The organism is Denitrificimonas halotolerans, from assembly GCF_034259425.1.
GTDB classification, from domain to species: domain Bacteria; phylum Pseudomonadota; class Gammaproteobacteria; order Pseudomonadales; family Pseudomonadaceae; genus Denitrificimonas; species Denitrificimonas halotolerans.
The window spans coordinates 213,016-236,350 of sequence record NZ_JAXIVU010000002.1 but is presented as its reverse complement, the minus strand read 5'-3'; the positions used below and the strand labels follow the sequence as shown (position 1 = coordinate 236,350).

26 protein-coding genes and 1 pseudogene are annotated in these 23,335 nt (G+C 48.7%); 16 read left to right on the top strand and 11 right to left on the bottom strand.

The features are described 5' to 3' along the window. The first annotated feature begins 2 nt into the window (after positions 1–2). The 10 genes from TOI97_RS02940 to TOI97_RS02895 all read left to right on the top strand — a co-directional run bounded on the left by TOI97_RS02940 (position 3) and on the right by TOI97_RS02895 (position 11,105). On the top strand, positions 3–647 hold the full coding sequence (locus tag TOI97_RS02940; RefSeq protein WP_321552631.1) for a PFL_4703 family integrating conjugative element protein: 645 nt from the start codon (positions 3–5) through the stop codon (positions 645–647). Then, on the top strand, positions 644–1,486 hold the full coding sequence (locus TOI97_RS02935) for a TIGR03749 family integrating conjugative element protein (protein ID WP_321552630.1): 843 nt from the start codon (positions 644–646) through the stop codon (positions 1,484–1,486). The genes TOI97_RS02940 and TOI97_RS02935 overlap by 4 nt, the downstream gene beginning before the upstream one ends. Then, complete coding sequence (locus TOI97_RS02930) at positions 1,476–2,903, top strand: TIGR03752 family integrating conjugative element protein (RefSeq protein ID WP_321552629.1); 1,428 nt, start codon at positions 1,476–1,478, stop codon at positions 2,901–2,903. The genes TOI97_RS02935 and TOI97_RS02930 overlap by 11 nt, the downstream gene beginning before the upstream one ends. After that, complete coding sequence (locus tag TOI97_RS02925; RefSeq protein WP_321552628.1) at positions 2,869–3,282, top strand: TIGR03751 family conjugal transfer lipoprotein; 414 nt, start codon at positions 2,869–2,871, stop codon at positions 3,280–3,282. The genes TOI97_RS02930 and TOI97_RS02925 overlap by 35 nt, the downstream gene beginning before the upstream one ends. Next, positions 3,282–6,140 (top strand): conjugative transfer ATPase, encoded by a 2,859-nt coding sequence (locus TOI97_RS02920; protein WP_321552627.1) that lies wholly within the window; start codon positions 3,282–3,284, stop codon positions 6,138–6,140. Before TOI97_RS02925 ends, TOI97_RS02920 begins: the two co-directional genes overlap by 1 nt. A 161-nt stretch (positions 6,141–6,301) precedes the next feature. After that, positions 6,302–6,739 (top strand): DUF1525 domain-containing protein, encoded by a 438-nt coding sequence (locus TOI97_RS02915; protein WP_321552626.1) that lies wholly within the window; start codon positions 6,302–6,304, stop codon positions 6,737–6,739. Between the two features lie 38 nt (positions 6,740–6,777). After that, positions 6,778–7,692 carry a TIGR03756 family integrating conjugative element protein gene (locus TOI97_RS02910; protein WP_321552692.1) on the top strand — a complete coding sequence of 305 codons (915 nt, stop codon included), beginning with the start codon at positions 6,778–6,780 and terminating at the stop codon, positions 7,690–7,692. A 9-nt stretch (positions 7,693–7,701) separates the two neighbouring features. After that, positions 7,702–9,096, top strand: a complete 1,395-nt coding sequence (locus TOI97_RS02905; RefSeq protein ID WP_321552625.1) for an integrating conjugative element protein — start codon at positions 7,702–7,704, stop codon at positions 9,094–9,096. Further along, positions 9,093–9,422 carry a hypothetical protein gene (locus TOI97_RS02900; RefSeq protein WP_321552624.1) on the top strand — a complete coding sequence of 110 codons (330 nt, stop codon included), beginning with the start codon at positions 9,093–9,095 and terminating at the stop codon, positions 9,420–9,422. Before TOI97_RS02905 ends, TOI97_RS02900 begins: the two co-directional genes overlap by 4 nt. Before the next feature lie 9 nt (positions 9,423–9,431). Then, positions 9,432–11,105: a conjugal transfer protein TraG N-terminal domain-containing protein gene (locus TOI97_RS02895; RefSeq protein ID WP_321552623.1), complete on the top strand. Its 1,674-nt coding sequence runs from the start codon at positions 9,432–9,434 to the stop codon at positions 11,103–11,105. A gap of 80 nt (positions 11,106–11,185) precedes the next feature. Here TOI97_RS02895 and TOI97_RS02890 read toward each other — a convergent pair whose 3' ends face one another. The 5 genes and pseudogenes from TOI97_RS02890 to TOI97_RS02870 all read right to left on the bottom strand — a co-directional run bounded on the left by TOI97_RS02890 (position 11,186) and on the right by TOI97_RS02870 (position 13,334). After that, positions 11,186–11,518 carry a hypothetical protein gene (locus tag TOI97_RS02890; RefSeq protein ID WP_321552622.1) on the bottom strand — a complete coding sequence of 111 codons (333 nt, stop codon included), beginning with the start codon at positions 11,516–11,518 and terminating at the stop codon, positions 11,186–11,188. Positions 11,519–11,643: 125 nt separating this feature from the next. Then, positions 11,644–11,850: pseudogene (locus tag TOI97_RS02885) on the bottom strand (addiction module antidote protein); the annotation flags it as partial. 50 nt (positions 11,851–11,900) lie between these two features. Continuing rightward, entirely contained in the window at positions 11,901–12,209 is a 309-nt protein-coding gene (locus TOI97_RS02880; protein WP_321552621.1) for a type II toxin-antitoxin system RelE/ParE family toxin, read from the bottom strand. A 3-nt stretch (positions 12,210–12,212) separates the two neighbouring features. After that, positions 12,213–12,656 (bottom strand): antitoxin PaaA2 family protein, encoded by a 444-nt coding sequence (locus TOI97_RS02875; protein WP_321552620.1) that lies wholly within the window; start codon positions 12,654–12,656, stop codon positions 12,213–12,215. A 228-nt stretch (positions 12,657–12,884) separates the two neighbouring features. After that, positions 12,885–13,334 (bottom strand): hypothetical protein, encoded by a 450-nt coding sequence (locus TOI97_RS02870; protein WP_321552619.1) that lies wholly within the window; start codon positions 13,332–13,334, stop codon positions 12,885–12,887. Between the two features lie 480 nt (positions 13,335–13,814). Between TOI97_RS02870 and TOI97_RS02865 the strand changes: the two genes are divergently transcribed. The 3 genes from TOI97_RS02865 to TOI97_RS02855 all read left to right on the top strand — a co-directional run bounded on the left by TOI97_RS02865 (position 13,815) and on the right by TOI97_RS02855 (position 16,150). Then, positions 13,815–14,276, top strand: a complete 462-nt coding sequence (locus TOI97_RS02865; protein WP_321552618.1) for a hypothetical protein — start codon at positions 13,815–13,817, stop codon at positions 14,274–14,276. 678 nt (positions 14,277–14,954) lie between these two features. After that, a complete protein-coding gene (locus TOI97_RS02860) occupies positions 14,955–15,734 on the top strand; it encodes a SprT-like domain-containing protein (RefSeq protein WP_321552617.1) in 780 nt (259 codons plus the stop codon). A gap of 221 nt (positions 15,735–15,955) precedes the next feature. Then, positions 15,956–16,150: a hypothetical protein gene (locus tag TOI97_RS02855; protein WP_321552616.1), complete on the top strand. Its 195-nt coding sequence runs from the start codon at positions 15,956–15,958 to the stop codon at positions 16,148–16,150. Between the two features lie 264 nt (positions 16,151–16,414). Here TOI97_RS02855 and TOI97_RS02850 read toward each other — a convergent pair whose 3' ends face one another. Both TOI97_RS02850 and TOI97_RS02845 read right to left on the bottom strand, forming a co-directional pair. Beyond that, the gene (locus tag TOI97_RS02850) at positions 16,415–16,699 is read right to left on the bottom strand and encodes a type II toxin-antitoxin system RelE/ParE family toxin (RefSeq protein WP_321552615.1); all 285 of its coding nucleotides are present in this window, start codon (positions 16,697–16,699) and stop codon (positions 16,415–16,417) included. Then, positions 16,692–16,985 (bottom strand): type II toxin-antitoxin system RelB/DinJ family antitoxin, encoded by a 294-nt coding sequence (locus TOI97_RS02845; RefSeq protein WP_321552614.1) that lies wholly within the window; start codon positions 16,983–16,985, stop codon positions 16,692–16,694. The genes TOI97_RS02850 and TOI97_RS02845 overlap by 8 nt, the downstream gene beginning before the upstream one ends. 743 nt (positions 16,986–17,728) lie before the next feature. Here TOI97_RS02845 and TOI97_RS02840 point away from each other — a divergent pair. Beyond that, positions 17,729–19,060 (top strand): ferredoxin reductase family protein, encoded by a 1,332-nt coding sequence (locus tag TOI97_RS02840; RefSeq protein ID WP_321552613.1) that lies wholly within the window; start codon positions 17,729–17,731, stop codon positions 19,058–19,060. Between the two features lie 819 nt (positions 19,061–19,879). Here TOI97_RS02840 and TOI97_RS02835 read toward each other — a convergent pair. Then, positions 19,880–20,179, bottom strand: a complete 300-nt coding sequence (locus TOI97_RS02835) for an addiction module antidote protein (RefSeq protein WP_321552612.1) — start codon at positions 20,177–20,179, stop codon at positions 19,880–19,882. Positions 20,180–20,182: 3 nt separating this feature from the next. Then, complete coding sequence (locus TOI97_RS02830; RefSeq protein WP_321552611.1) at positions 20,183–20,479, bottom strand: type II toxin-antitoxin system RelE/ParE family toxin; 297 nt, start codon at positions 20,477–20,479, stop codon at positions 20,183–20,185. A gap of 227 nt (positions 20,480–20,706) precedes the next feature. On the opposite strand from TOI97_RS02830, the gene TOI97_RS02825 reads away from it, so the two are divergent. Both TOI97_RS02825 and TOI97_RS02820 read left to right on the top strand, forming a co-directional pair. Beyond that, a complete protein-coding gene (locus TOI97_RS02825; protein WP_321552610.1) occupies positions 20,707–21,624 on the top strand; it encodes a recombination-associated protein RdgC in 918 nt (305 codons plus the stop codon). 42 nt (positions 21,625–21,666) lie between these two features. Beyond that, positions 21,667–22,512 carry a 3'-5' exonuclease gene (locus TOI97_RS02820; protein WP_321552609.1) on the top strand — a complete coding sequence of 282 codons (846 nt, stop codon included), beginning with the start codon at positions 21,667–21,669 and terminating at the stop codon, positions 22,510–22,512. An 8-nt stretch (positions 22,513–22,520) separates the two neighbouring features. On the opposite strand, the gene TOI97_RS02815 is transcribed toward TOI97_RS02820, so the two are convergent. Both TOI97_RS02815 and TOI97_RS02810 read right to left on the bottom strand, forming a co-directional pair. Beyond that, positions 22,521–22,802, bottom strand: coding sequence for a type II toxin-antitoxin system RelE/ParE family toxin (locus TOI97_RS02815; RefSeq protein ID WP_321552608.1), 282 nt, complete (start codon positions 22,800–22,802; stop codon positions 22,521–22,523). After that, complete coding sequence (locus tag TOI97_RS02810; RefSeq protein ID WP_321552607.1) at positions 22,799–23,074, bottom strand: CopG family ribbon-helix-helix protein; 276 nt, start codon at positions 23,072–23,074, stop codon at positions 22,799–22,801. The genes TOI97_RS02815 and TOI97_RS02810 overlap by 4 nt, the downstream gene beginning before the upstream one ends. Positions 23,075–23,335 lie beyond the last annotated feature (261 nt).

Sequence of the window (23,335 nt, the reverse complement as noted above, 5' to 3'; positions counted from 1 at the left end):
CTGTGAGCCGGTTTAAAAATACGATTGATCAGCAAAAAGCTCATATCAATACATTGCGAGGAGCCATTGTGGGGATTGCAATTGTTGCCGGTGCTTTTTTCTATGGCTGGAAAACAGCTCCTGACAATTTGACAGTGCATGTTCCACCCGACTTACGCTCGGGCTCAACTCGCTTGTGGTGGGATGTTCCGCCTGAAAGCGTCTATGGCTTTGGACTATATGTGTATCAACAACTTAATCGCTGGCCCAATGACGGCAATATTGATTATGAAAAAAATATTGAGCGAATGAGGCATCTGTTAACGGATTCCTGTCGCGCCGAATTACAGGATGACGTTAAAAAGCGTCGAACAGCCGGCGAGTTGCGGAACAGAGTTCGTGGAATATACGAACTAATAGGACGTGGATTTATTGATAACCCTGAATACCGAGTCATCCAGGACTCAAGAAACTCATGGATTGTAAATTTGGATCTTAACGCTGATGAGTATTTTTTGAACGAGCCCGTAAAACGTAGCGCATCACGCTACCCGCTTCGGGTTCTGCGCCATGACGTTGATCCAAAGCAGAACCCTTACGGCCTCGCTCTGGATTGTTTTGCAGGTCAAATTCAACGACTGGAAATTGAAGGTGAAGGTGCTCTATGAAGTCTAGTTTAAAACGAATTATGGCTGTAGGGCTGCTACTGAGCTGCGCACCAGCCTTTGCTATTGAGCTGATCCAATGGGAACGTCTGCCAATCCCTGTACCGTTGGTTAAAGACCAAGAACGGGTTATTTTTCTTGATAAAAATGTCCGAGTGGGTGTGTCTAGCCAGCTTACTGGCCAGTTACGCGTCCAGTCAGCATCAGGAGCCCTGTATCTACTAGCAACTGACGAAATTGAACCATCACGACTGCAGGTTCAGGATGTTGAAACAGGTGAGCTAATCCTGCTGGATATTGGCACAGTACCGGCAACGGATAAGCCTCTTGAGCCAATGCGGATTCTATACGATGGGGATGTTCAATATCAGCGCAGCACTGAATCAAAGGAGCAGCTCGCTAAAGTACAAAATAAAGCATTAAGCATTCCCGCACCTGTTGCGCTTACTCGCTATGCAGCACAAATGCTATATGCGCCAATGCGCACAGTTGAACCCGTTGCGGGACTCAGGCAAGTGCCTGTCAAAGTTTCAGGAAACTTACCTGTTTTACCCATGCTACCCATCAAAGCGGAAGCAGTCGCGGCTTTTAAACTGGGCAGTTACACCCTTACAGCGGTGCGTATCCAGCATCAACGCGCAGGTAAAGTTGAACTGGATCCTAGAGACGTGCAAGCCAATCTGTATTCAGTGGCTTTTCAGCACGCTTGGCTAGGCTCACTTGGCACCCCTGAAGACACGACTATTGCCTATATGATCACCCGCCATGGGGGGTTAGAAAAATTCTTACCTCTGGCTTTGATGGCACCTGAATCTACCCAGGAGCTAAGCCATGAAAAGTAATGTTTTATTCAAGTTTGTGGTGCCCGCCCTGATCATAGGCGTTTTGATCATCATATTTGCTCAACCCCGCCAACCTTCAGACTCACAGCGCGCTGCAGCAGAGTTGATGCTCACTCAAGAAGAAGCGCGTGAACTTGGCATTGAGGGCGACACTCCTGCGGATACCCTGCGTACCCTGGTCGGTGAGTTACGCCACATGCGTACTCAAATCAAATCAGCTAACGATAAAAATGATCAATTATCTGATACCAATCGTGATCTTGAAGAACGCAGCCGTGAATGGGAAAAGCGCATGGAGCAGACTCTCGCTCGTGCCAACAGTGAAAGCGATGCTGTTAAAGCAGAAGCCCAGCAACTCACAAGCCAAATGATGCAGATGATGTCTGAGCTTGAAAACAAAGTTTCCAACGGAAGCATGTCCGATTTTCCAATTGGTCTAGGACTGGAACAGGAAGAAAGCAAGAACGCAGCTGAGATTATTTGGATAGATCCGAGTGATGGACTTGAAACTGATACCCGAGGTGGAGTCAAGGACAGTCCTTTCGCTTTTCCATCTTCTTTCAAGAACCCTCTCGATGGTTCAGTCCTGGACAAACAGCAGCAAGCTGCAAAGAGCTCACTAGGCTCTCCTGACGACAGTAAAGAGGCCAAGAACCGTAACGATAACGTGGATCCAGTCTTCACAATTGCTGAAAACTCAACTTTGCTTGGCTCGATCAGCATGACTGCACTTATTGGCCGTGTACCCGTTGACGGTACGGTGAATGACCCCTACCCCTTCAAGGTTCTGCTGGGCAAGGATAACTTAGCTGCCAACGGTATTGAGTTACCAGAAATTAGCGGTGCTGTGATGTCAGGCACAGCTCAAGGTGACTGGACTCTTTCCTGTGTTCGCGGTCAGGTAGAAACCATCACCTTTATTTTTGAAGACGGCACCATCCGCACCCTTCCGGAGCCTGAAAAAATACAGCGTAACCGCAGTTCATCAGGTAGCCAGAACCGTAACAGCATTACAGGTGGTATTGGCTACATCAGTGACCCCTTTGGTATTCCGTGCATTGCAGGGGACCGCAAGTCCAATGCCAAGGAATACATCACCAATAACAGCCTGATCACAGCAGCAGGTGCTGCAATCGCCCGCATCTTCTCCAGTGATGGTAACAACGTACAGGTTTCTGCCGGTGGCACCACAATCACTGACAACGATCAGGCATTCAATGCGATTTTGCAAAGAGGTGTCGGCGATATTCAGGATTGGGTAGGAAAAATGTACGGCCAGGCATTTGCTGCTGTTTATGTGCCTCCCCACCAAGAGGTCGCTGTACATATTGACCGTGAAATCACTCTCGATTACGAAAATTTTGGACGCAAGGTTAAACACAATGAAGAACACGATGAAATCATTTGGCTTGATTAGTTTAATTGCCGCTGCCGTCCTAGTGTCGGGGTGCAGCACAAACAAAGAAAAAACCTTTCCGCACGGCGAAACGACAATGCATGACATTTGGCGTAACGCCGGTGGTGGTGGCATGCAGCAAGACCTAATGGATGCACGTAGCGTTTTGCGACGCTCGATTGATGATTCTCATATCACCAATCAACAAGCCTACACTCGAACGGCTGCTAATGAAATTTATAGCCAATTCAAACGACTGCCTAACCCAGATCTCGTTATGTACGTCTATCCGCACCTAGCTGGCTCTGAAGGTGCTCCAGTACCCGGTTATTCAACTGTTTTCCCACTATACAACAAAGTGCAGTACGCCATGCCTGGCGAGCGACTGGAGGACTATTGATGCTAACTCTGTTTAAGCGCAATACAACCGCCGATATTAAGCTTTCTGGTGAGCCTACTAGAGCAACTATTGCTGACGAGCAAAAGCTGTATGACGACAAGCACCCAGGCTTTCCCCAATACCTTCCTTGGGTGGAGTACCTGTCTGATCATAAGTGCTTTTTGCTAGAAGATGGCCGCAGTGTTGGTGCTGTTTTTGAATTACGCCCAATAGGAACCGAAGGTCGAATGCCTGACTGGCTTCAATCTGTCCGAGACATGATTGAAGATGCTCTGCAGGATTCATTTAAAGAGGTTGAAGACAGTCCCTGGGTGATTCAACTATTCTGCCAGGACGTTGACTCAACAGCTGAATATATGGGCAACTTGGAGCAATACATTAAATCTCGTGATGCCCGCAAGGAAGACAGTGATAAAGCCCACGGCACACATTTCACAGATCATTATCTGGAGCTTATGGAGCATCATCTGGTAGCTATTTCAAAACCAGGTGGGCTGTTCCTTGATGAACGCGTTACAAAACTACCGTGGCGTGGAAAAAGTCGACAAGTTTATCTATGCCTGTACCGCTGGATTCCAGAGCGTGAGAGCAATTCTTCCTTCGTTGTTGAACCTACTGCTCAGCTAGAGCAGGTTTGTGAGCGGCTTACAGGCGCATTGGCCGGTGCAGGCGTGCCGTCCAAGCGTCTGGATGGTGAAGGTTTTTATAACTGGCTCATGCCATTTTTCAACCCAAAACCCAAAGGCTTTGAGCACCCAGCTGACTTTTATAAAGCTGCCCCATACAAACAAACAGCTGACGAAAGCGCTGATACAGGCTTACTTGAACTGCCGTTCGATCACGATTTTGCCGAACAACTATTTAATAGCGAGCCTATCAGTGATCACGAAAAGGGGTACTGGTACTTCGACGGCCTCCCCCATCGTGTAATGGTGGTAGACCGTATCCGCAAGCCACCCATTATTGGGCAGGTTGCAGGAGAAATCGCAACCGGTGATGGCTATAACGCTCTGTTTGACCAGCTCCCTGAGCACACAATGATGTCGCTCACCATGCTGTTAACTCCACAAGACATATTGGAAGATCGACTAAATCGACTCGCAAAAAAAGCCATTGGTGAGAACCTAGAGTCTGAGCAAGTCCAGGATGACATCAACTCAGCTAAAGACATGATGGGCAGCAAACACCGGCTGTACCAAGGCTCTATTGCATTTTATATGCGAGCTGACTCTGAAAAAGAGCTAGAAGACAATTCGGTGTTACTGCTAAACAAATTATTGGGGGCGGGGCTACAACCAGTAGAGCCTGCAGATGAAATTGCACCCTGTAATTCATACATCCGCTGGTTACCCATGGTTTTCAAGCCACAGTTAGATAAAAAACTGTGGTACAGCAAGCTCATGTTTGCACAGCACTTCACCAATTTAGCCCCGTTCTGGGGACGCACCACAGGAACCGGCAACCCTGGCATCACTTTTTTTAACCGAGGTGGTGCGCCAGTAACATTTGACCCGCTCAGTCGACTTGACCGTTCGATGAATGCACATGCGCTTATTTTCGGGCCAACAGGCTCAGGTAAGTCGGCGTCGCTGGTCTCTCTCATGGCTCAGTTGATGGCTGTGTATCGTCCCCGGTTATTTGTCGTTGAAGCCGGTAACTCATTTGGGCTACTAGCAGATTTTTTCAAACTGATGGGCCTCTCAGTGAACAAAGTTTCACTCAAGCCTGGCTCTCCAGTGACGCTGGCACCATTTGCTGATGCACGACTGCTCTGTGAGCCTGAACATCAGAAAAACATTGATGTAAACGAAGAGCCGGAAGAAACCGATGAAGAACGCGACATCTTAGGCGAGCTGGCCATCACGGCTAAACTGATGATCACCGGTGGAGAGCTACGTGAAATAGAACGCTTGAACCGAGCAGATGAAAGCACGATTCGAGCATGTATTTTAGAAGCGGCCCAAAGGTGCACGAAAGAACAAAGGCCTGTTCTGACAGAGGATGTGATTGCGGCGTTTGAGCGTAGAGCTGATGCCGAAGAAGGTGATTTGCGTACCCGATACAGAGACATGGCCTCTGCAATGCGCCTTTTCACTCAAGGTTTTGATGGAGAAATGTTCAACCGTGCAGGATCCAGTTGGCCTGAAGCTGATGTCACCATTGTTGACCTAGCCACTTTTGCACGTGAGGGATACGAAGCACAAATGGCGATCAGCTACATAACGCTGATGAACACGGTCAACAATATTGCCGAACGCGACCAGTACACGGGTCGTGACATCGTGATGATCACGGACGAGGGTCACATGATCACCAAGAACCCGCTGGTTGCGCCTTATGCTGTAAAGATCACAAAAATGTGGCGTAAGTTACGCGCTTGGTTCTGGCTCGCGACTCAAAACTTGGCCGACTTCCCAGGCTCTGCAGAAACAATGCTCAATATGATTGAGTGGTGGATCTGTCTGGTAATGCCTAAGCAAGAGATCAACGATATTGCTCGATTTAAAGAGCTAACTCCCGCACAGGAAGCCCTGCTGCTATCTGCTAACAAAGAGCCCCAAAAGTACACCGAAGGAGTCGTTTTATCTCGCAACCAAGACTTTCTTTTTCGTGCTGTTCCACCTTCGCTTTTCCTAGCTTTAGCGATGACTGAAGGTGAGGAGAAACGTGAACGAATGATCTTAATGGAAGAACACAACTGTTCAGAGCTTGAGGCCGCATTCCACGTTGCCGAACAAATTGACCGAGCACGTGGAATCCAACCGATGCCATGGAAACATCTGTTTTCTAGCCAAACTGACGCCGCCTGTAAAGAAGTTGACGTAGAAGAAGGACTGGAAGATGCCTGCACAGATTGAGTTCAACGTACCGCTAACGCCGGTACTGATTGCTTCACTGCAAGAAGTGAGGCGTCTGCAGCAATCTCCAAATCCTATGGACTTGGAAGCTCTAGAGCTGCTCCTAGAGGTTATCAACCCAATGCTGAAAAAGCCTTGCTCAGACAAAGAAAGGTCTTGCTATGAGCATTCGTAATTTAATGTGCAACGTTTTGACATGTGTGGCCATGCTCATTGGCACATTTGCATACGCCGCCGATAAGCCAGACATGCAGGTGCTGTTGTTTACCGACCGGTCCAATGAGTTTACGGATGACGGAGGGTATCCGGTTATTTACTTAGATGAGGTGCTCCGAATTGAAGAAGAGCTAACACAAGCAATTAGCCACTTTGATCTTTCAGAAAACATGAAATCTGAAGATTTTGAGGCCGTTAGAAATCAGCTGAGTCGAGTCATGGACGAGCAAGCGCTTCTGGATGCCTATGCAGGTCTGTCACTTGCATGGAGTCTCAATGTTACGCATATCCCCGCTATCGTAACTCGCCTTCAGGGTGAGAGATCTCTAGTGAGTTACGGTGAATATGATGTTCCGCACTCGCTGGTGAGGATAAGAAATTGAACACTATAAAGAAATCTTTTCTCAGAGCATTCTGCAGTTTGCTGGTGTTTGCCAGCGCTGCAATAACGAGTACTGCATTTTCAACACCTGCCCATGCCGTTAACACCGCACAAATAGTCGCAGCCACAGCCAACACTCAATGTATGGAGTGGAGTGTTGTTGGGGTTTGTTTCTGGCTGAAGTGCTACCCATGTAAAGTCAGAACCAGCATGAAGGTCAAGCACTACATTCCAGAAGTGGTGGTTTCCAGCTATGCCAATACTGGAGCAAACCCTTGGTCTGAGATGTCATCTCTAGGCAGTGCAAAGCCTGGAGCAGAGGGTGGTGGCAACTTAATCACCCCGAATAACAAACGTGACAACCTTCCTAGATTCAAAAATGCTGACGTTATCGGACACCCTGCTGATTATGTCCTCAGCAACATGGGCGATTACATCTGCGACAGCGCAACGACTGGCTTCAGGCCGTATTACCTTTCCACTTTGGATGTGCCGGGATGGCGTTGGGGCGTAACAGAGATGCTGTACCCACAATCTATTATTCCTGGTCGGCGAGAAATCCAGAAAGGAATGAATGGCTGGGGTTCTGTGTACCCTCGACAAGGCTTTTTAGTTCAAGGGGATGACGGAAAAGCCGGTGCTGTGATGGCTCAGCGAGCAGCAGACTTTGTTGTCCGAACAGGTCAACCCCACGTGTACAAGAGCATTCACGCACGTCGAAAAGAAAGCCGTGGCTGGTGGCCGCCAGGCTCTTATGAGGACCCTCTCATTGAGGGCAGCATGAAAACCCACAAATGGCAGCAACTACACCCTTCTGTCTCAAACAGTTGCGAAGTTTGGCCTACCACCGGTCTCGTAGAGCAAGACGAACAAGGTGGCTATGCCTATGCGCTTTGGCGGCCTTACCGCTGCTGTGAGCCTAAAGGGACTTTTTTATATTCAATTGGCCAGTAAGGACACACAATGAACATAAAGACACCACACACAACACTAAAATTATTGGCTATTGCTGTGCTTCTGGCAACGAGCACATCATCTCATGCGTTTGATATTCGTGAACGACCCTACGAAAAAGTATCAGGTACAGCCGTAAACGACAAACTGAGTTATGAGCTGGGAGGGGGTGCTGCTTATGGGGCAGCAAGCACACGTATAGTCCCACCAGGCATTGGGTTCGGTATTCAGTGGAAAGCTGACATGATGTGCGGAAACATGGATCTACAATCGACTATTAAAAACCAGTTGAATGGCTCGACTGACGGATTTAAAAGTATTATGGGTGGTATTGTTGAATCAGCAACTGGCGCGATCATGAGTCTGCCAGCAATGCTGATTCAACGCTCTAATCCTGGGTTGTATGAGTTGCTCAGCAACGGTGTTTTACAGGCCCGAGTCGATTTCGATAGATCCAAGATGTCATGTCAAGCAATCCTGGATCAAGCAGGCTCATACCTTGATGGCGGACCAAGCGTTGCTTCACTCGCGAAAGCTGAAGCTATGAAATCAGCTATACGAGCAACTGATGGCGACAGTGTTGCCGCAGAGAAAAAAGCTGAGGCAGACGGTACCGAAAACGGTATTGAGTGGATGGGTGAAAAGCGTGGTGGCGCTGGACAAAAACCGATTGCCTTCACTGAGGACATAACCCGCCGTGCCTACAACACAACTGTAGGTCGTACTTCAAACACGAACGCCATGGTAACTGCAGCTCAATGTAACGGTGCTGCAATTTGTACTTTGTGGAGTTCACCTCAAATAGCAGCGGAGTTTGCGAAAAAAGTTGTTGGAGAAACTGAGCTTGCAACGTGCCAAGATGGGTGTGACCCATCAGTAGTTAAACCGGGCACTGGACTGCTCCACTTGGCAGATGAGGTGTATGAGGAAAAAGCCGAAATAATGCTCAAGCTGTTGGACAAAACCCAAAAAATATCGGAAGAGGAGCTGCGTAAACTATCAACACCAATGCTGCCAGTATCCCGTAGTGTGATTGAAGCTCTACGCGATGACCCTGACGGTCAAGTGCTGTCTCAGCGACTGCTTTCTGAGATTTCACTGGCTGACATCATCTGGAAAGGCATGCAGCTCATGCGGCTTCTGATGACAGGTGCGCAAAACCCTGATGTTCAGAAAGTAGCCGAAGCGAAACAGCACGTATCAGACAAAGTTGCCAACCTGCAGGCCGAAATTGATTCCATGAAGATGGAAATGGATATGCGTCGTGATCTAGCCAGCAACACTGCTACCGCTGCGCTTAATCGCGCCGCTGCGGCACGTGCTCAGTCTGGGTTTGTGCTCGAAGCGGATGCATCACCTGATCGGATCCAGCAAGCAGAAAAGGGACAGGAGGCAACGCAGTGATCAAGTTTGTCAAAAGACATTTACTAATTTTCGCAATATTTTTGACCTTTATTGTTACAGCTCTGCTTTACACGATCCAACTGTTGCTCAATGGGGGGGACCCTGTTGCTGTGCTTCAGCGAAATGCTGAGTTAGCCAATCATTGGCTAGCTTGGCGGGTAGTACTGTATTTAGGTGTAGCAGCCTTCTACGTTTATCTTGTCCGTCGACACAGTGCTCAGGGTAATGCTGAGCACGTTGCCTATCTAAGAAAAATCCGGAACTACGGCCTCCTGATTGTGCTGGCAAACGAAATTTCAAACTATATCGGCTATTTCGAGGGATAAGTCATGGGAATGACGACATTCAGCTATTTTGAGTATTACCTAACAATGCTGGGCTGGGCTATTAGTAACAGCATTTGGAATGCGCTCACTGCCAGTGGTGTTGCGCTTGTACCCATCATTATTCTTTTTCTTCAGTCAATGCTAGAGGCTCGACAAAAAGGGGGTGTGGACGTTGAGGCTGTAACTAAAGGCGTTGAAACCCGGATGTGGCAGATTTACGTGGTCATATTGTTTGCATGTATTCCTTGGCCAGCTTTGAGCTTGGGGGAAATCAAGGTGGACACAACGACCTCATGTGGTGTTACGCAAATGGAGCACGACAAAACACAATGGGGCGGTGAGTTTTCTACTATTGGCAACCTCAAACCTAACGTGCCTGTTTGGTTTAACTTGATTCATTTAATATCGAAATCAATCACTGGGACAGCAATCGCCTCTATCCCATGCAATGGCGATATTCGTTCAACCATGTTCGAGATTGATAATCAGCGAATCGCTGATCCAAACCTCATCGAGGAAGTCGCTCAATTTACAAACGAATGCTATGCCCAAGCCCGTGTCAAACTATTCCGAGACAAGAATGTGACAGAAAGTTGGACCGACGCAAGCGGACTGATTACGAAGTGGGAGGCAGGTTGGATTGGTTCCAAAGTATTTATGGACACCGGTGGCTACTATGACAGCATGCGCGCCCTCTCTCCCCAGCGTCTGTTTCCTTGGGATGCGAATAGAGATGAGGGTTTGGCTCCTGGCCGCGATGGGGGCGGTTACCCAATCTGTAAAAACTGGTGGCTGGACTCAAAGAATGGATTACGTACTCGCTTAGCTGCTCAAATCGAGCCTGACTTGCTCGAAAAAGCATCAGGCTTATTTCGCTGGGGAGAAAACAGCACAGATAGCATGATCCGTAACCTGGTAAGCCCTAGCTCTATGGAACGCTCAAAAGAAATGGGCAATCCTTTTTACAATATGGGTCCCAGCACCGAGACTGGCCTAGCGGGCATGTACGACTATGTTCGTGAATTGATTAACAATACATCCACTACCCTAAAAACGGGGCCGCTTGGCAGCGAGCGAGATAAGGCTGAAGCACAAGTGCAGGCCATGCGATCAGCATTACCGATGTTTCAGGCAATAGCCTACATGGTGCTGGTCATTTCTATACCTATTGTCCTGGTGCTGAGTGGGTATTCGTTTGGAGCATTGTTCCAGCTGTCATTCGGGATGTTCACTATTCACTTCCTAACGTTTTTCTGGGAACTGTCGCGCTGGTTAGATTCTAAAGTGCTGGCGGGGCTGTACATGAACCAAGGTTTTGGTGCTGTTGCAACACGAATGATGCCCTGGACAGATCATGGCGCGGCGTACTGGGTGTCGGACTTTGTGTTGTGGGGTTCACTGGTTGCTATGCCAGCTTTATTTGTAGTAATGATGGGCTGGGCTGGCATGAAAACGACTGGATTCTTACTTGCTGGATTTTCTGCAGGCGGAGCTGTAGGCGGAGCTGCAGGAAGCATTGGTGCACAGGGTGGCGCAGCGGCAGGTATCGGCAAGCAAATTGGCGGGGCTGCTAATAAAGCAGGTGGAGCTGCAATGAGGGCTGGTGCTCGTGCAGCCAGTAATCATCCAAAAGTAAGAGCGGCTAGAGCAGCAGCGACTACGGCACGCAATCTTCGTTATTAAGGAGGGCTAGAGCGAAAAAAGCCTGCGATTACGCAGGCTTTTCTGTTAAGAGTCACAAGCAAAGTGACAATCTAAAAATCTCAAAAACGGTCATTAGTATCGCCTAAGTGCATATAGTATTCCCATCTAGCCAAAGCCTCTTGTCTACCTTCTTCGCGAAGCTCATCCGCCAACTGATCGGCCTTGCTTTGCCCTGAATTTGTAAGCATGGAGTAAATAACCGCAACAAAAAACACTAGGCCGGCCAACATCAATCCAAGGCTAATCAAAACACCCCAGGTCAGTACGCTGACCAAAAACCGAGGCAGCTTTAAGGCAGTGAACACTCCACTCACCTTCTGCTTGGTGGTTCGAGCGACACCAAGCATCATCTGCCCGTATCCCGCATTTTGAGCTTCAAATATACGTTCCATTGTAGCGCCTCCAACCTTCAAAAAATATGCAGAAAAAACCTAATATGCCACAAATTTAATATACACCCTCGCTAGGGTCAACCGCTTTCATCTCAATTTTGCAAACCGCCTTGCTGGATCGTACAGAGGCCTGAGTCCTTGGCTATCTGAGACATTCCACGTGCTTTGGCCACATAACCAGTGGCACGGACCAGCTCATCAGTATCGCCTTCGGACAATACTTGGCTGAGATACTCGACAATATCCTCATCGGTTTGTAGGTAGTCGGCTACATCAAAAGGCTGAACGCCAAGCTCTTTCAATATTTTCGGGTTAACATTGATTGTTTGCATTCTGAGCCTCCCCTCTTCACGCAACTCACCCCGTATCGGTGCAGTGACAATCACGGCATCTGTTGCGCTGCGTGTTTCACTCGCAAAATCTCAACGGTACGGGATTCATCGAGCACCCGGTAAAAAATGATGTAGTTCTTGTGTGCCACCAACTCCCTCAACCAGTCGGGCAAGCCAGGGCGACCCGAGCGGCCCGTGCTGGGGAACTCTGCAAGCTGCTTTGTCTTATCACGCAGCTCCTTACCAAATTTCTTGGCATTGGCTGGACTGTCCTGGGCGATATAGTCAATGATGTTGTCTAAATCGGCTTCAGCAATGGGTCGCCAGATAACGCTGTAAGGTTTTTCTGATTTCACCATAAGTTACTCGTCTGCCGCCATGTGGCGTGCAATACGGGCGTCCATCCGAGTCATGACCTCGTCATGCGGGATGCTTGAACGTGGATCATCAATAGCTTCTTGGATCTCGACTGCCAGCCACTGATTATAAGCTGCGGCTTCGTGCGCTTCGCGCATGGCGTCCGCACGGTTCTGCCTACTTCGGCTCATGTCCTTCTGATCGGGGTTCCAGTCGGTGGCGTCAATCTGGATAACGTCAATACCGACGTCGCGCAACACAATCAGTGCCGAAGTGGGGTTGCCAAAGCGACGCGGTTCGGTAGTCCGCGCTTTCACTAGCATGGCGTCTTGACCGCTGCGCGTAGCGATTTCAACAAAGAAGCCTCCACCCTGCCCTTTCAGAGTTACACCTATCACGCCACCAGCTCCGACCGTTGCACGTAGCTGCTCTACTGTCATGCTTTGCATGATGCACCTCTTTTATCAGCAAGCGTTAATATTAGACTTTATTGTGCACAACTGATAGAACATGAGCAACACTTTTAGTATCCGAATACGGTCGCTTTACGGTTTTTCAGGATAGCTAAAGAGTTGCCAAGAGGTAGGGAAAGGCAGGCAATGCGATCAGCACTGCCGTTGTTTAAGACGCTAGGATGAAAAAAGCCTGCATAATTCGCAGGCTTTTTATCGTATTACTTACCGGAGCTTCCCATCAGCAACGTCCTTAGCTCCCTCAAACAAATCATTACGCCAGCTCGCGGCCTGTGTTCGCTCAAATGCTGAGTCATGTGTCATCTTGATTGATGTTCGATTTGCCCCTTCTTTGTTCAGGCTAATCCACAAAATGTCGCGCGGAGTGTTTTTCCCAATATCTCCTGCCATCCGGTAAAAAGCCCCAGGAGTGGCCTGGATACGCGCATCCGAAAATCCATAGTAGGATTTCATTCTTGCTGCAACAGTATCAACATCAACGTCTACAAAAAAAGTCTTTGATACGCTGTTAGGAGTTACCCGCCCACCATACACAACCCGATTCACATCGTAGGCGGCATCACTGATCTTTTGGTTCAATGCTGCAAAGTCCTCAGTTGCACAGCCTGATAGCAATACAACAGAGCAGACAGCTGCTAAATAAACTTTCTTCACTTGTTAAATTCCTTGATATCCAATAATCCAACTGGTGTTTAATCCTCGGACTAATCATGCCCTAGTGCTGACTGAGCAATTTCCAACTTATATGTCCCTGTAAACTTTAGCGAATACAACAACATAATTCTATATGTCCATATTTTACTGGTGTCATTTTGGGTGCATCAGCAGAACATCTCTACGATTCTGTATCTCAGTGTTTGGTGATTATTACTCTAGCAACCTGGAGATGGCACAACCATCTGAAAGCCGAAACTCAGCACTACCTATTAAATTGGACACAGTGGCCAGCCTGTTTTATGATTTGGCTATGTTTCGTTGGTCGTTGACTGACAACATGCCCAAAGCCCTGTACAGCACGTGAATGGGCGCTCACTACATTAGTATGAGTTGCTGTTAAAACTTACCTACCCTTGGCGGAGAAATCACTCTCCGTCAGGAGCTGTGTTTCTCCGCTTTTTTATTTGGAGAAACACCATGTCTCAGAAAAAAACCAACACCCAAACCACTCCAGCCACTTTGACTGCTTTTCTTACGAGCCCTGAAATGATTCAGCTGGTAAGGGATGTGGCAGTCGTGAGTAAAGCAGAAGGCGCTAAGCTTCGTGCTACCACCAGCGCTCGCCTGTCACCTCGATTGACTCAGTGCAAGACTGCTCTAGGCTCTGCCAAAGCAGAAGGCTCTAAACTTCGTAGCATTACTGTTACTCACCTGCACTCTGGGCTGACTCGATGCAAAGCTTTGCTGACCTCTGCTAAGGCAACAGTTACACAGCTTCAGCAGCAGCCTGCTGTATCACCAACAGTTAATTACGATACTCCCACAATCATGCGCAAGCTGGGCACAGCACAGTTTGAAGCATGGCAGCATCTAAACGGTGTTACTGAAACACCCGATACAAACATCCACGTCCAGGCTTACAACATGGACCTTTGCTAAGGCTAAACACCTTTAATAACCCTGGCGGAAAGCTCTTTTCCGCCAGGGTTAGTGTTTTTCCGCCGTATATTGGAGAAACACATGCTAATACTTTGGTTTCTGTCTTGGATAAAGGCAGGTTTTGTTCGTAATGCTGCCGGAGCTGGTGAAGATCTTCGCAAGCTGGGGTTGGGAATGATAGGAGCAGGCCTCTTTGGCTTTTTTCTTGGTCCAGCGCAGTCGAAATCAGCTATACTTGTCATACTAGGGATCGCGTCATGGGCTGCAGGCCTATTGATGTCAGCCCCAAACCTAACACAGAGGAGTGAATAATATGATTTTCGGAATAACAGTTGCTATGTTACTCACATTTATTTCATTCATAGCTTACATCGGTTTGAAAGATCAATTCCTTGAAGACCTAGCCTCACGTCAGTTACAAGACGAAAAATAACTCAAAAAAACCCGCTTCGGCGGGTTTTTTCATGTCTGCACACAATAGCAAATTATCATTATCCCAGCGTTTTTATAGCCTGCCCCAAAACCCGTCTGTTCGGATATCGGGTTAACGCCCTATCCAGCTGCCGTCATATTTAAGATTGACCCAGAATCGAATTTTGGGGACTTCAACGACATGAAACGTATCACTATGCTTGGCTTATTGATTTTGGATTGCACAATCCAAAACGGTGAGCACTTATGACTGACCCAACCACCCAAGCATACGCAGAACTGCAACAGGCTTTTGAACATTACAACGTAGATCTTTTTGACGGCCAAATTCCACGCTGCCTGATCACAATGCAGCGCGAGAAGCGCACCTATGGCTATTATTCGACCAAGCGCTTTGTACATCGAGATGATCACACCACAATTGATGAAATTGCTATCAATCCAGCCTATTTCGGTATTGTCCCATTACTTGAAATTTTACAGACATTGGTTCACGAGATGGCCCATGCCTGGCAGCAGCATTTCGGTAACCCAGGCCGACGCGGTTACCACAATGAAGAGTGGGCGGACAAGATGGAGAGCATTGGCCTGATGCCGTCGAGCACTGGCAAACCAGGTGGTTCTCGCACTGGTGAGAAGATGGCTGATTATGCGATTAAGGGAGGCCTGTTCATGCAAGCCACTGACAAGCTATTGGCCGCCGGCTGCCAAGCGTCCTCGGTTGACCGCTTCTCTCCTCTGGTGCAACACAAGGATCGCCTCAGTATTACCTCGACTATTATGGCTGCACTTTCAGAGTCTGTGACAGTAGTTAGAGAGACAGCCCTGCCAGATCAATCGAAATCTGTTCGATGGCAAGCACCTGAGCAATCGAAGCTGCTATCGCCTCCGATTGCTGGAAATCGCAGCAGCCGTGTGAAGTACCGCTGCCCAAGATGCACAACCCAAGTCTGGGGCAAGCCTAATTTAAAAATCCGCTGTGGCGAAAATGATTGTGCTGACTCAGTGTTCGAACCGATTGCCTGAGCCTGAACAAATCACCCATATGACAGGGCCCATGCCCTTATGAGCAAAGATATACTGGATCAAATGGCCAAGCAGGAGCTTGTGTTCTGGATCCGCAGGCATGTGATGCAACGCCCTAAAAAAGTGATGTTTTATACGCTCGCTGGGTGTCTCTGGCGCAGAGGCAGAAGCAGCTTTCTGAAGTTTCAACCGCTGCTTTCCAGATATCAGACATAGAGACGATGTGTATTTTAAAGGAGGAGCTCAACGAATGCTCTGATGCTTCCCGCAAAGAGGCTTTGCTCAAACAAATAATGACGCACCACAAGGAAGCGGAAAAGTACCGCTCGATATACCGCGAATTCAACGCCCTGCTCCTCGAGTCTGAGCGGCTTTTCGAGCAGTATAAGGTCGCCTTAGGTTTAGAGAGTCGTTAATAGTGTGAACACGCAGGTTGTGACAAATACACTACAGCCGAAGAACTGTATCAGGCGCATGCAGACTGACGGCTGGAGTAACAGAGTGAGAACCTTAATGAAGTCATTAATCCTCAGGCACAAAAAAACCCACTAAAAAGTAGGTTTTTTTGAATCATACGTCCGCGGGGGGAGGCATCCGCCCTCAAGTCCCATGGCTAACTGTATCAGAATGAAGCTTTTTCAGGTGAGATGTCAAACTCAGGATTCATAGCGGCGAAACCTTCACGCTGATGGCGGCCATTGCTGCGCAGCATGTAGCACACGCAGTATTCGAACAGTAAGAGCACCCTCTTCGTATACAAGAATATAATTCGCGCTGGCAATCAGCTCCCTAGTTCCTTCGACTCGGCCAAAGCGACCCATTCTCGGGAAAGTTGACAGCTTTTTAGCCTTTTCCTCGATGTCATCCTTTACACGCTGCGCCGCATCCAGATTATCGTCTGATATATAATCTATTATCTCCAGCAAGTCGATACGTGCCAGTTCCGACCATTCCAGCTCAGCCACGATGACGTTTATTGTCGATCAAAGCTTGAGCCTCATCCATGACTTGTTTATGCGTAACTGTGGGTCGTGTATCCATCAAAGCCTCTTTCACTTTGTCTCGAAACCAAGCATCGTGTACTTCTGGATCTGTCGTTAGACCAGCGGGTAACCCACCCTCTTTAGTAATGCGGGTCAGCAAGATTCGGACGGCATCAGACATAGTTAGGCCGAAGCTGGCAAGTTTTTCTGTCGCCTCAGCCTTCAGCTTGTCATCGACACGAACATGCAACATTGAAGTATGAGCCATGATGTATCCTCCATTCGTTATTCATAATCTTATTCTGTATCTCAATTGAGATACAGTCAAGGCGTTCACAGTTTATAGACCGTTAAACGATTACCGTAGTGGCCTTACTTCAAAGCCTGTCTAAAGAGCGCTAAAGGGGTAAAGGGAAAATGGCTTTAAGAGATTAATGGAAGGGGGATTAAGGGCAAAGGGGCTACCCTGAAAGGGTTTGTTTGCAGGGAAAGACAAAAGGCCAAAAGGCAATCCGTGCCAGCCAAAAAATCATATACGAGTTAAAACTACTCTTGATAGCGAACCCCCACCACGGCCTAATAGCTCTTTTATTTAATAAGCAGGTGCTGAATATGAAATGCTTGAATGAGATAAACGAAGCAATCGTACGAGCGGCAAGACTTCAATTAAAAACGCCAACTTTTAAACCACAAAAAGGTCTATTGCTGAATGCACAGGCTCTTCAGGACGTTCCTCAGCGAGGTATAGTTAATTAGACTCTACGCTTGATGCACTGTTTTTCTCATAAATCTTAAGTCGTAGTGTTCTGGTCTAATACAAATGGACACTCTCCGGTCAATGCACAAGACTGCCTGGTTCTGGCTCAGAATTGGAATTCTTCTCTACCCTCTTACGTTAGGCAATCAATCGCGATAAGAAAACCCGGATGTTTGACGCTGGTCATGGCCGCCACACGAATAAAAGCGTTTAATGATCAGCAAGATTCTGCTTGAACCGCACAAGGGGGTGCTATGCGTCGTCTGAAATGGGTGCTCTGGTCCAGCCTGGTGTTGTTCGCGTTTTTGTGGCTGTTGGCCGAGCCCGGCCTATTCAATACCCGGGGCTTCTTCCCCCACCGTAACCTGCTGGTACAACTGACCGGCGTGCTGGCGATGGCGTGCATGAGCCTGAGCATGCTGCTGGCACTGCGTCCGCGCTGGCTGGAACAATGGCTCGACGGGCTGGACAAGATGTACCGTCTGCACAAGTGGCTCGGCATAGGCGCTTTGGTGATTTCCACCCTTCACTGGCTGGCGGCTAAGGGCCCGAAATGGGCGGTGGGCTGGGGCTGGCTGGAACGCCCACACAAAGGCGCCGGTGCTGTGCAACCACCGCTGGGAGCCTTTCTCACCAGTCAGCGTGGTACCGCCGAAAGTCTGGGTGAGTGGGCCTTTTACGCCGCGGTGATATTGATTGCCCTGGCGTTGATCAAGCGTTTTCCCTATCGGCTGTTCTACCAGAGTCACCGGCTGCTGACGTTTGTCTATCTGGTGCTAGTGGTGCATAGCCTGGTCTTGCTCAAGTTCAGTTACTGGAGCTCACCGGTCGGTTGGCTGACCGCCGTCCTGCTGGCCATCGGCAGCTGGGCGGCAGTGAAGTCGTTGCTGCGCCAGCTCGGTACGAAGCGTCAGGTGCCTGGCAGTATCACCGGGCTGCATTACTTTTCAGGCGTCAAGTCACTGGAGGTCGAAACCCAGGTGCCGAACTGGCCAGGACATCAGCCTGGTCAGTTCGCCTTCGTCATCTCGGATACCCGGGAAGGCTTTCACCCTTACACCATTGCCTCGAGCTGGAACCCGGCCGACCCGGCGATCACCTTTGTGGTCAAGGCGCTGGGGGACCATACCCGCACGCTGCGTGATAAGCTGACAGTTGGCCAGTCAGTGACCGTGGAGGGCCCCTATGGCTGCTTTACCTTTGACGACCCGCGGCCACGGCAGATCTGGGTTGGCGGGGGTATTGGTGTTACGCCTTTTGTCGCCCGCCTGAAACACCTGGCCAACCACCCTGGCGAGAACCAGCAGATCGATTTCTTCCACAGCACGGCCGAAGTGGATGAGCAGGCACTGGCCAGACTGACCGAGGATGTCAGCCAGACAGAAGTTCAGCTGCACCTGCTGATCGACAGCCGCGATGGCTACCTGACCGCAGAGCGCATCCGCGCCGCAGTGCCGGATTGGCGTGAGGCTAGCATCTGGTTCTGCGGGCCGGCCGGATTCGGTGACGCGTTACGCAAGGACTTCGCAGCCCAGGGCTTCCCGGTTCATCAGCACTTCCATCAGGAGCTGTTCGATATGCGCTGATAGCATCATCCGCTGGCATCCAGACGCACAATGGGCTTGTACACCGGCTGCTTGGGCATCAGCCAGAAGCCCATCTTGATGGTGATACCCTAGTTGGTTGTGGGCTCTCAAGCCTGCCGCAAGATATGCCCGATGGCCCGTTCTATGTCCTGCTTGCAGGCCAGCAACGTCTCACGAATGATCTCGCCCCTTGGCTGAATCCGTGCGGTGGGTGCCACCACAGCCAGGGAGAACAGCCCCAGATAGGTGTCCAGTACAACCGCACAGGAGCCGACCCCCCTCGATACATTCGTCCATATCTGAAATTATCAGAGATGCTATAGGCACACCTCCGATTGAAGAAATTGCTGCTCAATGCCTGTCGTACCACGCACGTATATTGCCAGCACTAAGTAATTATTTTGGAACTGAGCTGACTTACACAATAGGCTTTACAGGCTCAGGAAAAACTCTATGAGCAGACAGAAGAGCAAATGAAAGGCCTAATTAAAAACGGGATCTCTAAAACACAGCTCAGTATCCATGCTTGGCTAACGCTTCCAACATGCGAAATCATGGATTTTACGATCCAAACTACCAGCGCAGTCATTAACAAGGCGAAGAAAGGTCTCGGTGGAGTTTATGCAGGTCATACCGATCATCTTTCAAACAACATACGCTATCACCCTATGCTACTGGGTGAGGATTACCTCCGAAGAATAGGTGCCCTATTTTGGAGTTCTAATTTATCCATTACACATTAGCTACATTTTAGTTTTTAACAGGCTCATCTTATTTTACGGAGCATTTGCGAATTGTTACACGAAATATCCCGTATTTTTAATGTGTCGTCTTAGGCACCGCTACCAACTTTACACCCAGAGCGCCCAACACCCGGCTGATAGTGTCAAAGCGTGGACTGGCTCCCCCCCGCAGCGCTTTGTACAAGGACTCACGACCGATACCTGCGTCTTTGGCAATCTGGGTCATACCACGTGCTTTAGCGATATCGCCAAGAGCTTCGGCCAGCAACGCATCGTCGTCTGCCTCTAAAATAGCATTCAAGTAGGCAGTGATCGCCTCTTCACTGTCTAGGTAGTCGGCTGCATCAAAAGTAGGTAGCTCAGTAATTTTAACCATGGTTCAATCCTCCAGTGTTTTCGACATAGCAATGGCTTTGACGATATCACGCGCCTGCGTTGACTTATCACCCCCACCCAACATGACAACCAAGACAGAGCCACGTTGTACAAAATACATTCGCCAGCCTTTGCCAAAATGTTCGCGCATCTCACTTACACCTTCGCCAACCGACTGAACATCGCCAAGATTGCCACGCGAAACCTTTTTCAACCGGGTAACTAGGCGCATTTTGGTGGTAACGTCTTTTAGTCCATTAAACCAGCGGTCAAACTCTGGCGTTCGTTTAATTTCAATCATAGTTAATCTCGGTTTCCACTAACGCAAGTGTATCCTATCGAATACAAAAAGCAATCCGAATTCGAAAAACACTTAGTGCAAGCCATACCCCTCAAGCAGCATAACTTGCATCACACTCCCCCCCTTTCTTCTTCAGTAACCCTCATCCACGAGTATCGGGTTACTGAACCAGCTCATTCTCAATTTGTACGACACTCTTTGCATACCACCCCAAGGAGTATAACCCCATGTTTTTTACCAATTTACTGATCTACCGCCTTAGCGCTGACTCAACCCTACTGCCAGATGACCTGGAGGCTGCTTTGGCTCAAAAACCTGCTATCCCTTGCGGCAGCCAAGTGACTAGCACCTATGGTTTTGTTCCAGCACTAGGAAAGCCACAGGATCCGTTTGTGCATGTTGTACAAGGTTTTATGTTGATTGCAGGCCGAGAAGAAGAGCGGATTTTGCCGGGCTCAGTCGTGCGTGATGCACTACGGGAAAAAGTGGTTGAAATTGAGACAGCAGAGTCCCGTAAGGTCTATAAAAAAGAGAAGGACCAGCTTAAGGATGAGATTGTTCAGGCTTTGTTGCCACGTGCTTTTATTCGACGAACAGTGACGTTTGCTGCAATTGACAGCAGTACTGGCCTGATTTTCGTAAACGCATCGAGCACCAAACGTGCGGAAGAACTGCTTTCTGCAGTACGCGAGGTGCTGGGCAGCTTGCCGGTACGCCCCATCAACGTGAAGCAATCCCCGGAAATCTCATTTACCAGTTGGCTCAAATATCACGAGGTCGGCGGTGGTTTATTTCTGCTGGACGAATGCGAACTTCGTGATACGGCTGAGGACGGTGGGATCATCAAGATCAAGCGTGAGGATCTGTCCAGTGAGGAAGTTCAAAATCACCTGGCTGTTGGCAAGGTGGCCAGCCTACTGTCACTCGCTTGGGAAGATAAGTTGTCTTTTGTGCTGGACAACAAGCTGACCATCAAGCGCCTGCGCTTTGAAGAATTACTGCAGACCCAAGCCGAGCAGGATGGCGGAGATGATGCAGCTGGTCAGTTTGATGCCAGCTTTGTGCTGATGATGCTTACTTTTCGTGAATTCATTCCGCAGTTACTCGAAACACTGGGTGGTGAAGAGCAAGCGAACTCCGTTTAAGAAACGATTGAATTATGGATTTTCCTGCTAGTAGGTTATGCAATGAATGAAGAGTTGGAGACATTACGTGCGGCAGCCATCGAGCAAGATCGCTGCTTTTCCAAAGGGCGCTTACGTGACGAGTTCCGAATGAAGCCAAAACCTGGAATTGAACCAGTCGCCTATTACAAGAACACTTATGGCGGTGAGTTTGGTGTATATCGCATTGCTGACTGCGTTCCGATGCGCCCGATAAAAGCTGAACGCTCCGAAAATCAAAAGAAGGCTGCAAAGAGATTGGGCATCATGTCAAAACTGGAAAGCGGTTTAGCTCAAGCTGGCAAGCTCGCAGCAAACTGGCTGACTGAGGGCTGTTATGTGTTGGACACTGAGACAACCGGATTGGGTGACAACGATCAAATCATCGAAATAGCTGTGTGTGATGCAAATGGTAGGGTTTGTTATGAGCAACGCATTTCACCAAGCGTACCGATCAATCCCAAAGCAGAAGAAATACACGCTATCAGCCTCGATGATTTAGCTGGATGCCCTAAGTGGCCTGAAATAGTTAATGACCTCAAAGCTCTTCTGACCGGCCAAACCGTTGTCACTTACAATTCAGATTTTGATCTGGACATGCTTCGTAACACCTCTCAAGCGTTCCAAACCGACGACGCCTGGCTAAACACGCTAAACATCCGCTGCGCTATGGAGTTGTCTGTACAGGCGTTTGGAGCCACTAACCGCTATGGAACCATTTCTCTCGCCAATGCCGCTGACGCAGCTGATGTGTCGTGGCCTGGAGAAGCGCATAGTGCAAAAGTAGATGCCTTGGTCACGCTTGGGGTGCTAAGAGCTTTGAGCAACCATTATCACCAGCTGCATATTGAGCTGGAAAGAATGCAGTAATGGAAAAACTATTTCACTGCTGGCCACAGCCTTGCGGTATGCACAAGAGCAAGCACCCAAACTTTGCCACCGTCAATTTCATACACAAGGCGATAGTTTTCATAGGGTATTAGTTCGCGGGTTCTAGCAATTTTACCGGCTTTGCCGAGCTTCGGGTGCCTTGACAGCTGGGCAGCGGCATCGCTGAAAACTGCGTCCATGCGAACCGCTGCACCAGGGTTATCCGTTGCGATGTAGTTCCAAATATCTATCCGGTCTTGTTCCGCGTTCGGTGTCCAGATAACTATCACGCTTGACCCACCGCGTTACGCTTGGCTGCGAATGTAACCTCAACGTCATCATTTGAGCGACCTAAGCCCGCATGCATTGACGCACGTCCGGCTTCGACCTTTTCCCGCAGATAATCGTCGTACTCGCGAGCTTGATGGCGTTGCTCAATATATCCGCGCATCAGTTCACGCATAATTTGGGAAGCTGGGCGGTCTTCGCCAGCGGCTTCGGCCATGAAGCTTTCGCGTAACTCTGGCTCTAGTTTCATTGTGAAAACGGCTTGTTTGGACATCTTTCTCTCCTTTATCCAGGTACTAATAAAGTATATACCTTGTTAGTATGAATGGCGCGCTGAAATTGCCTTGTTTTGTTGCGTAGAACTAGTCGAGTTATTGACTAGTTGATCCAGAGCAGGCCGGCAAAAAATATCTCAACAAATGCTTTTTTAGAGAGCTAATTCATTCTATAAGACACGACCACTGTGACATAGATTATTTTTTTAATCTTTTTTATCTAAAAAACCTCTTTAAAATCAATGACATTAGACTTCATT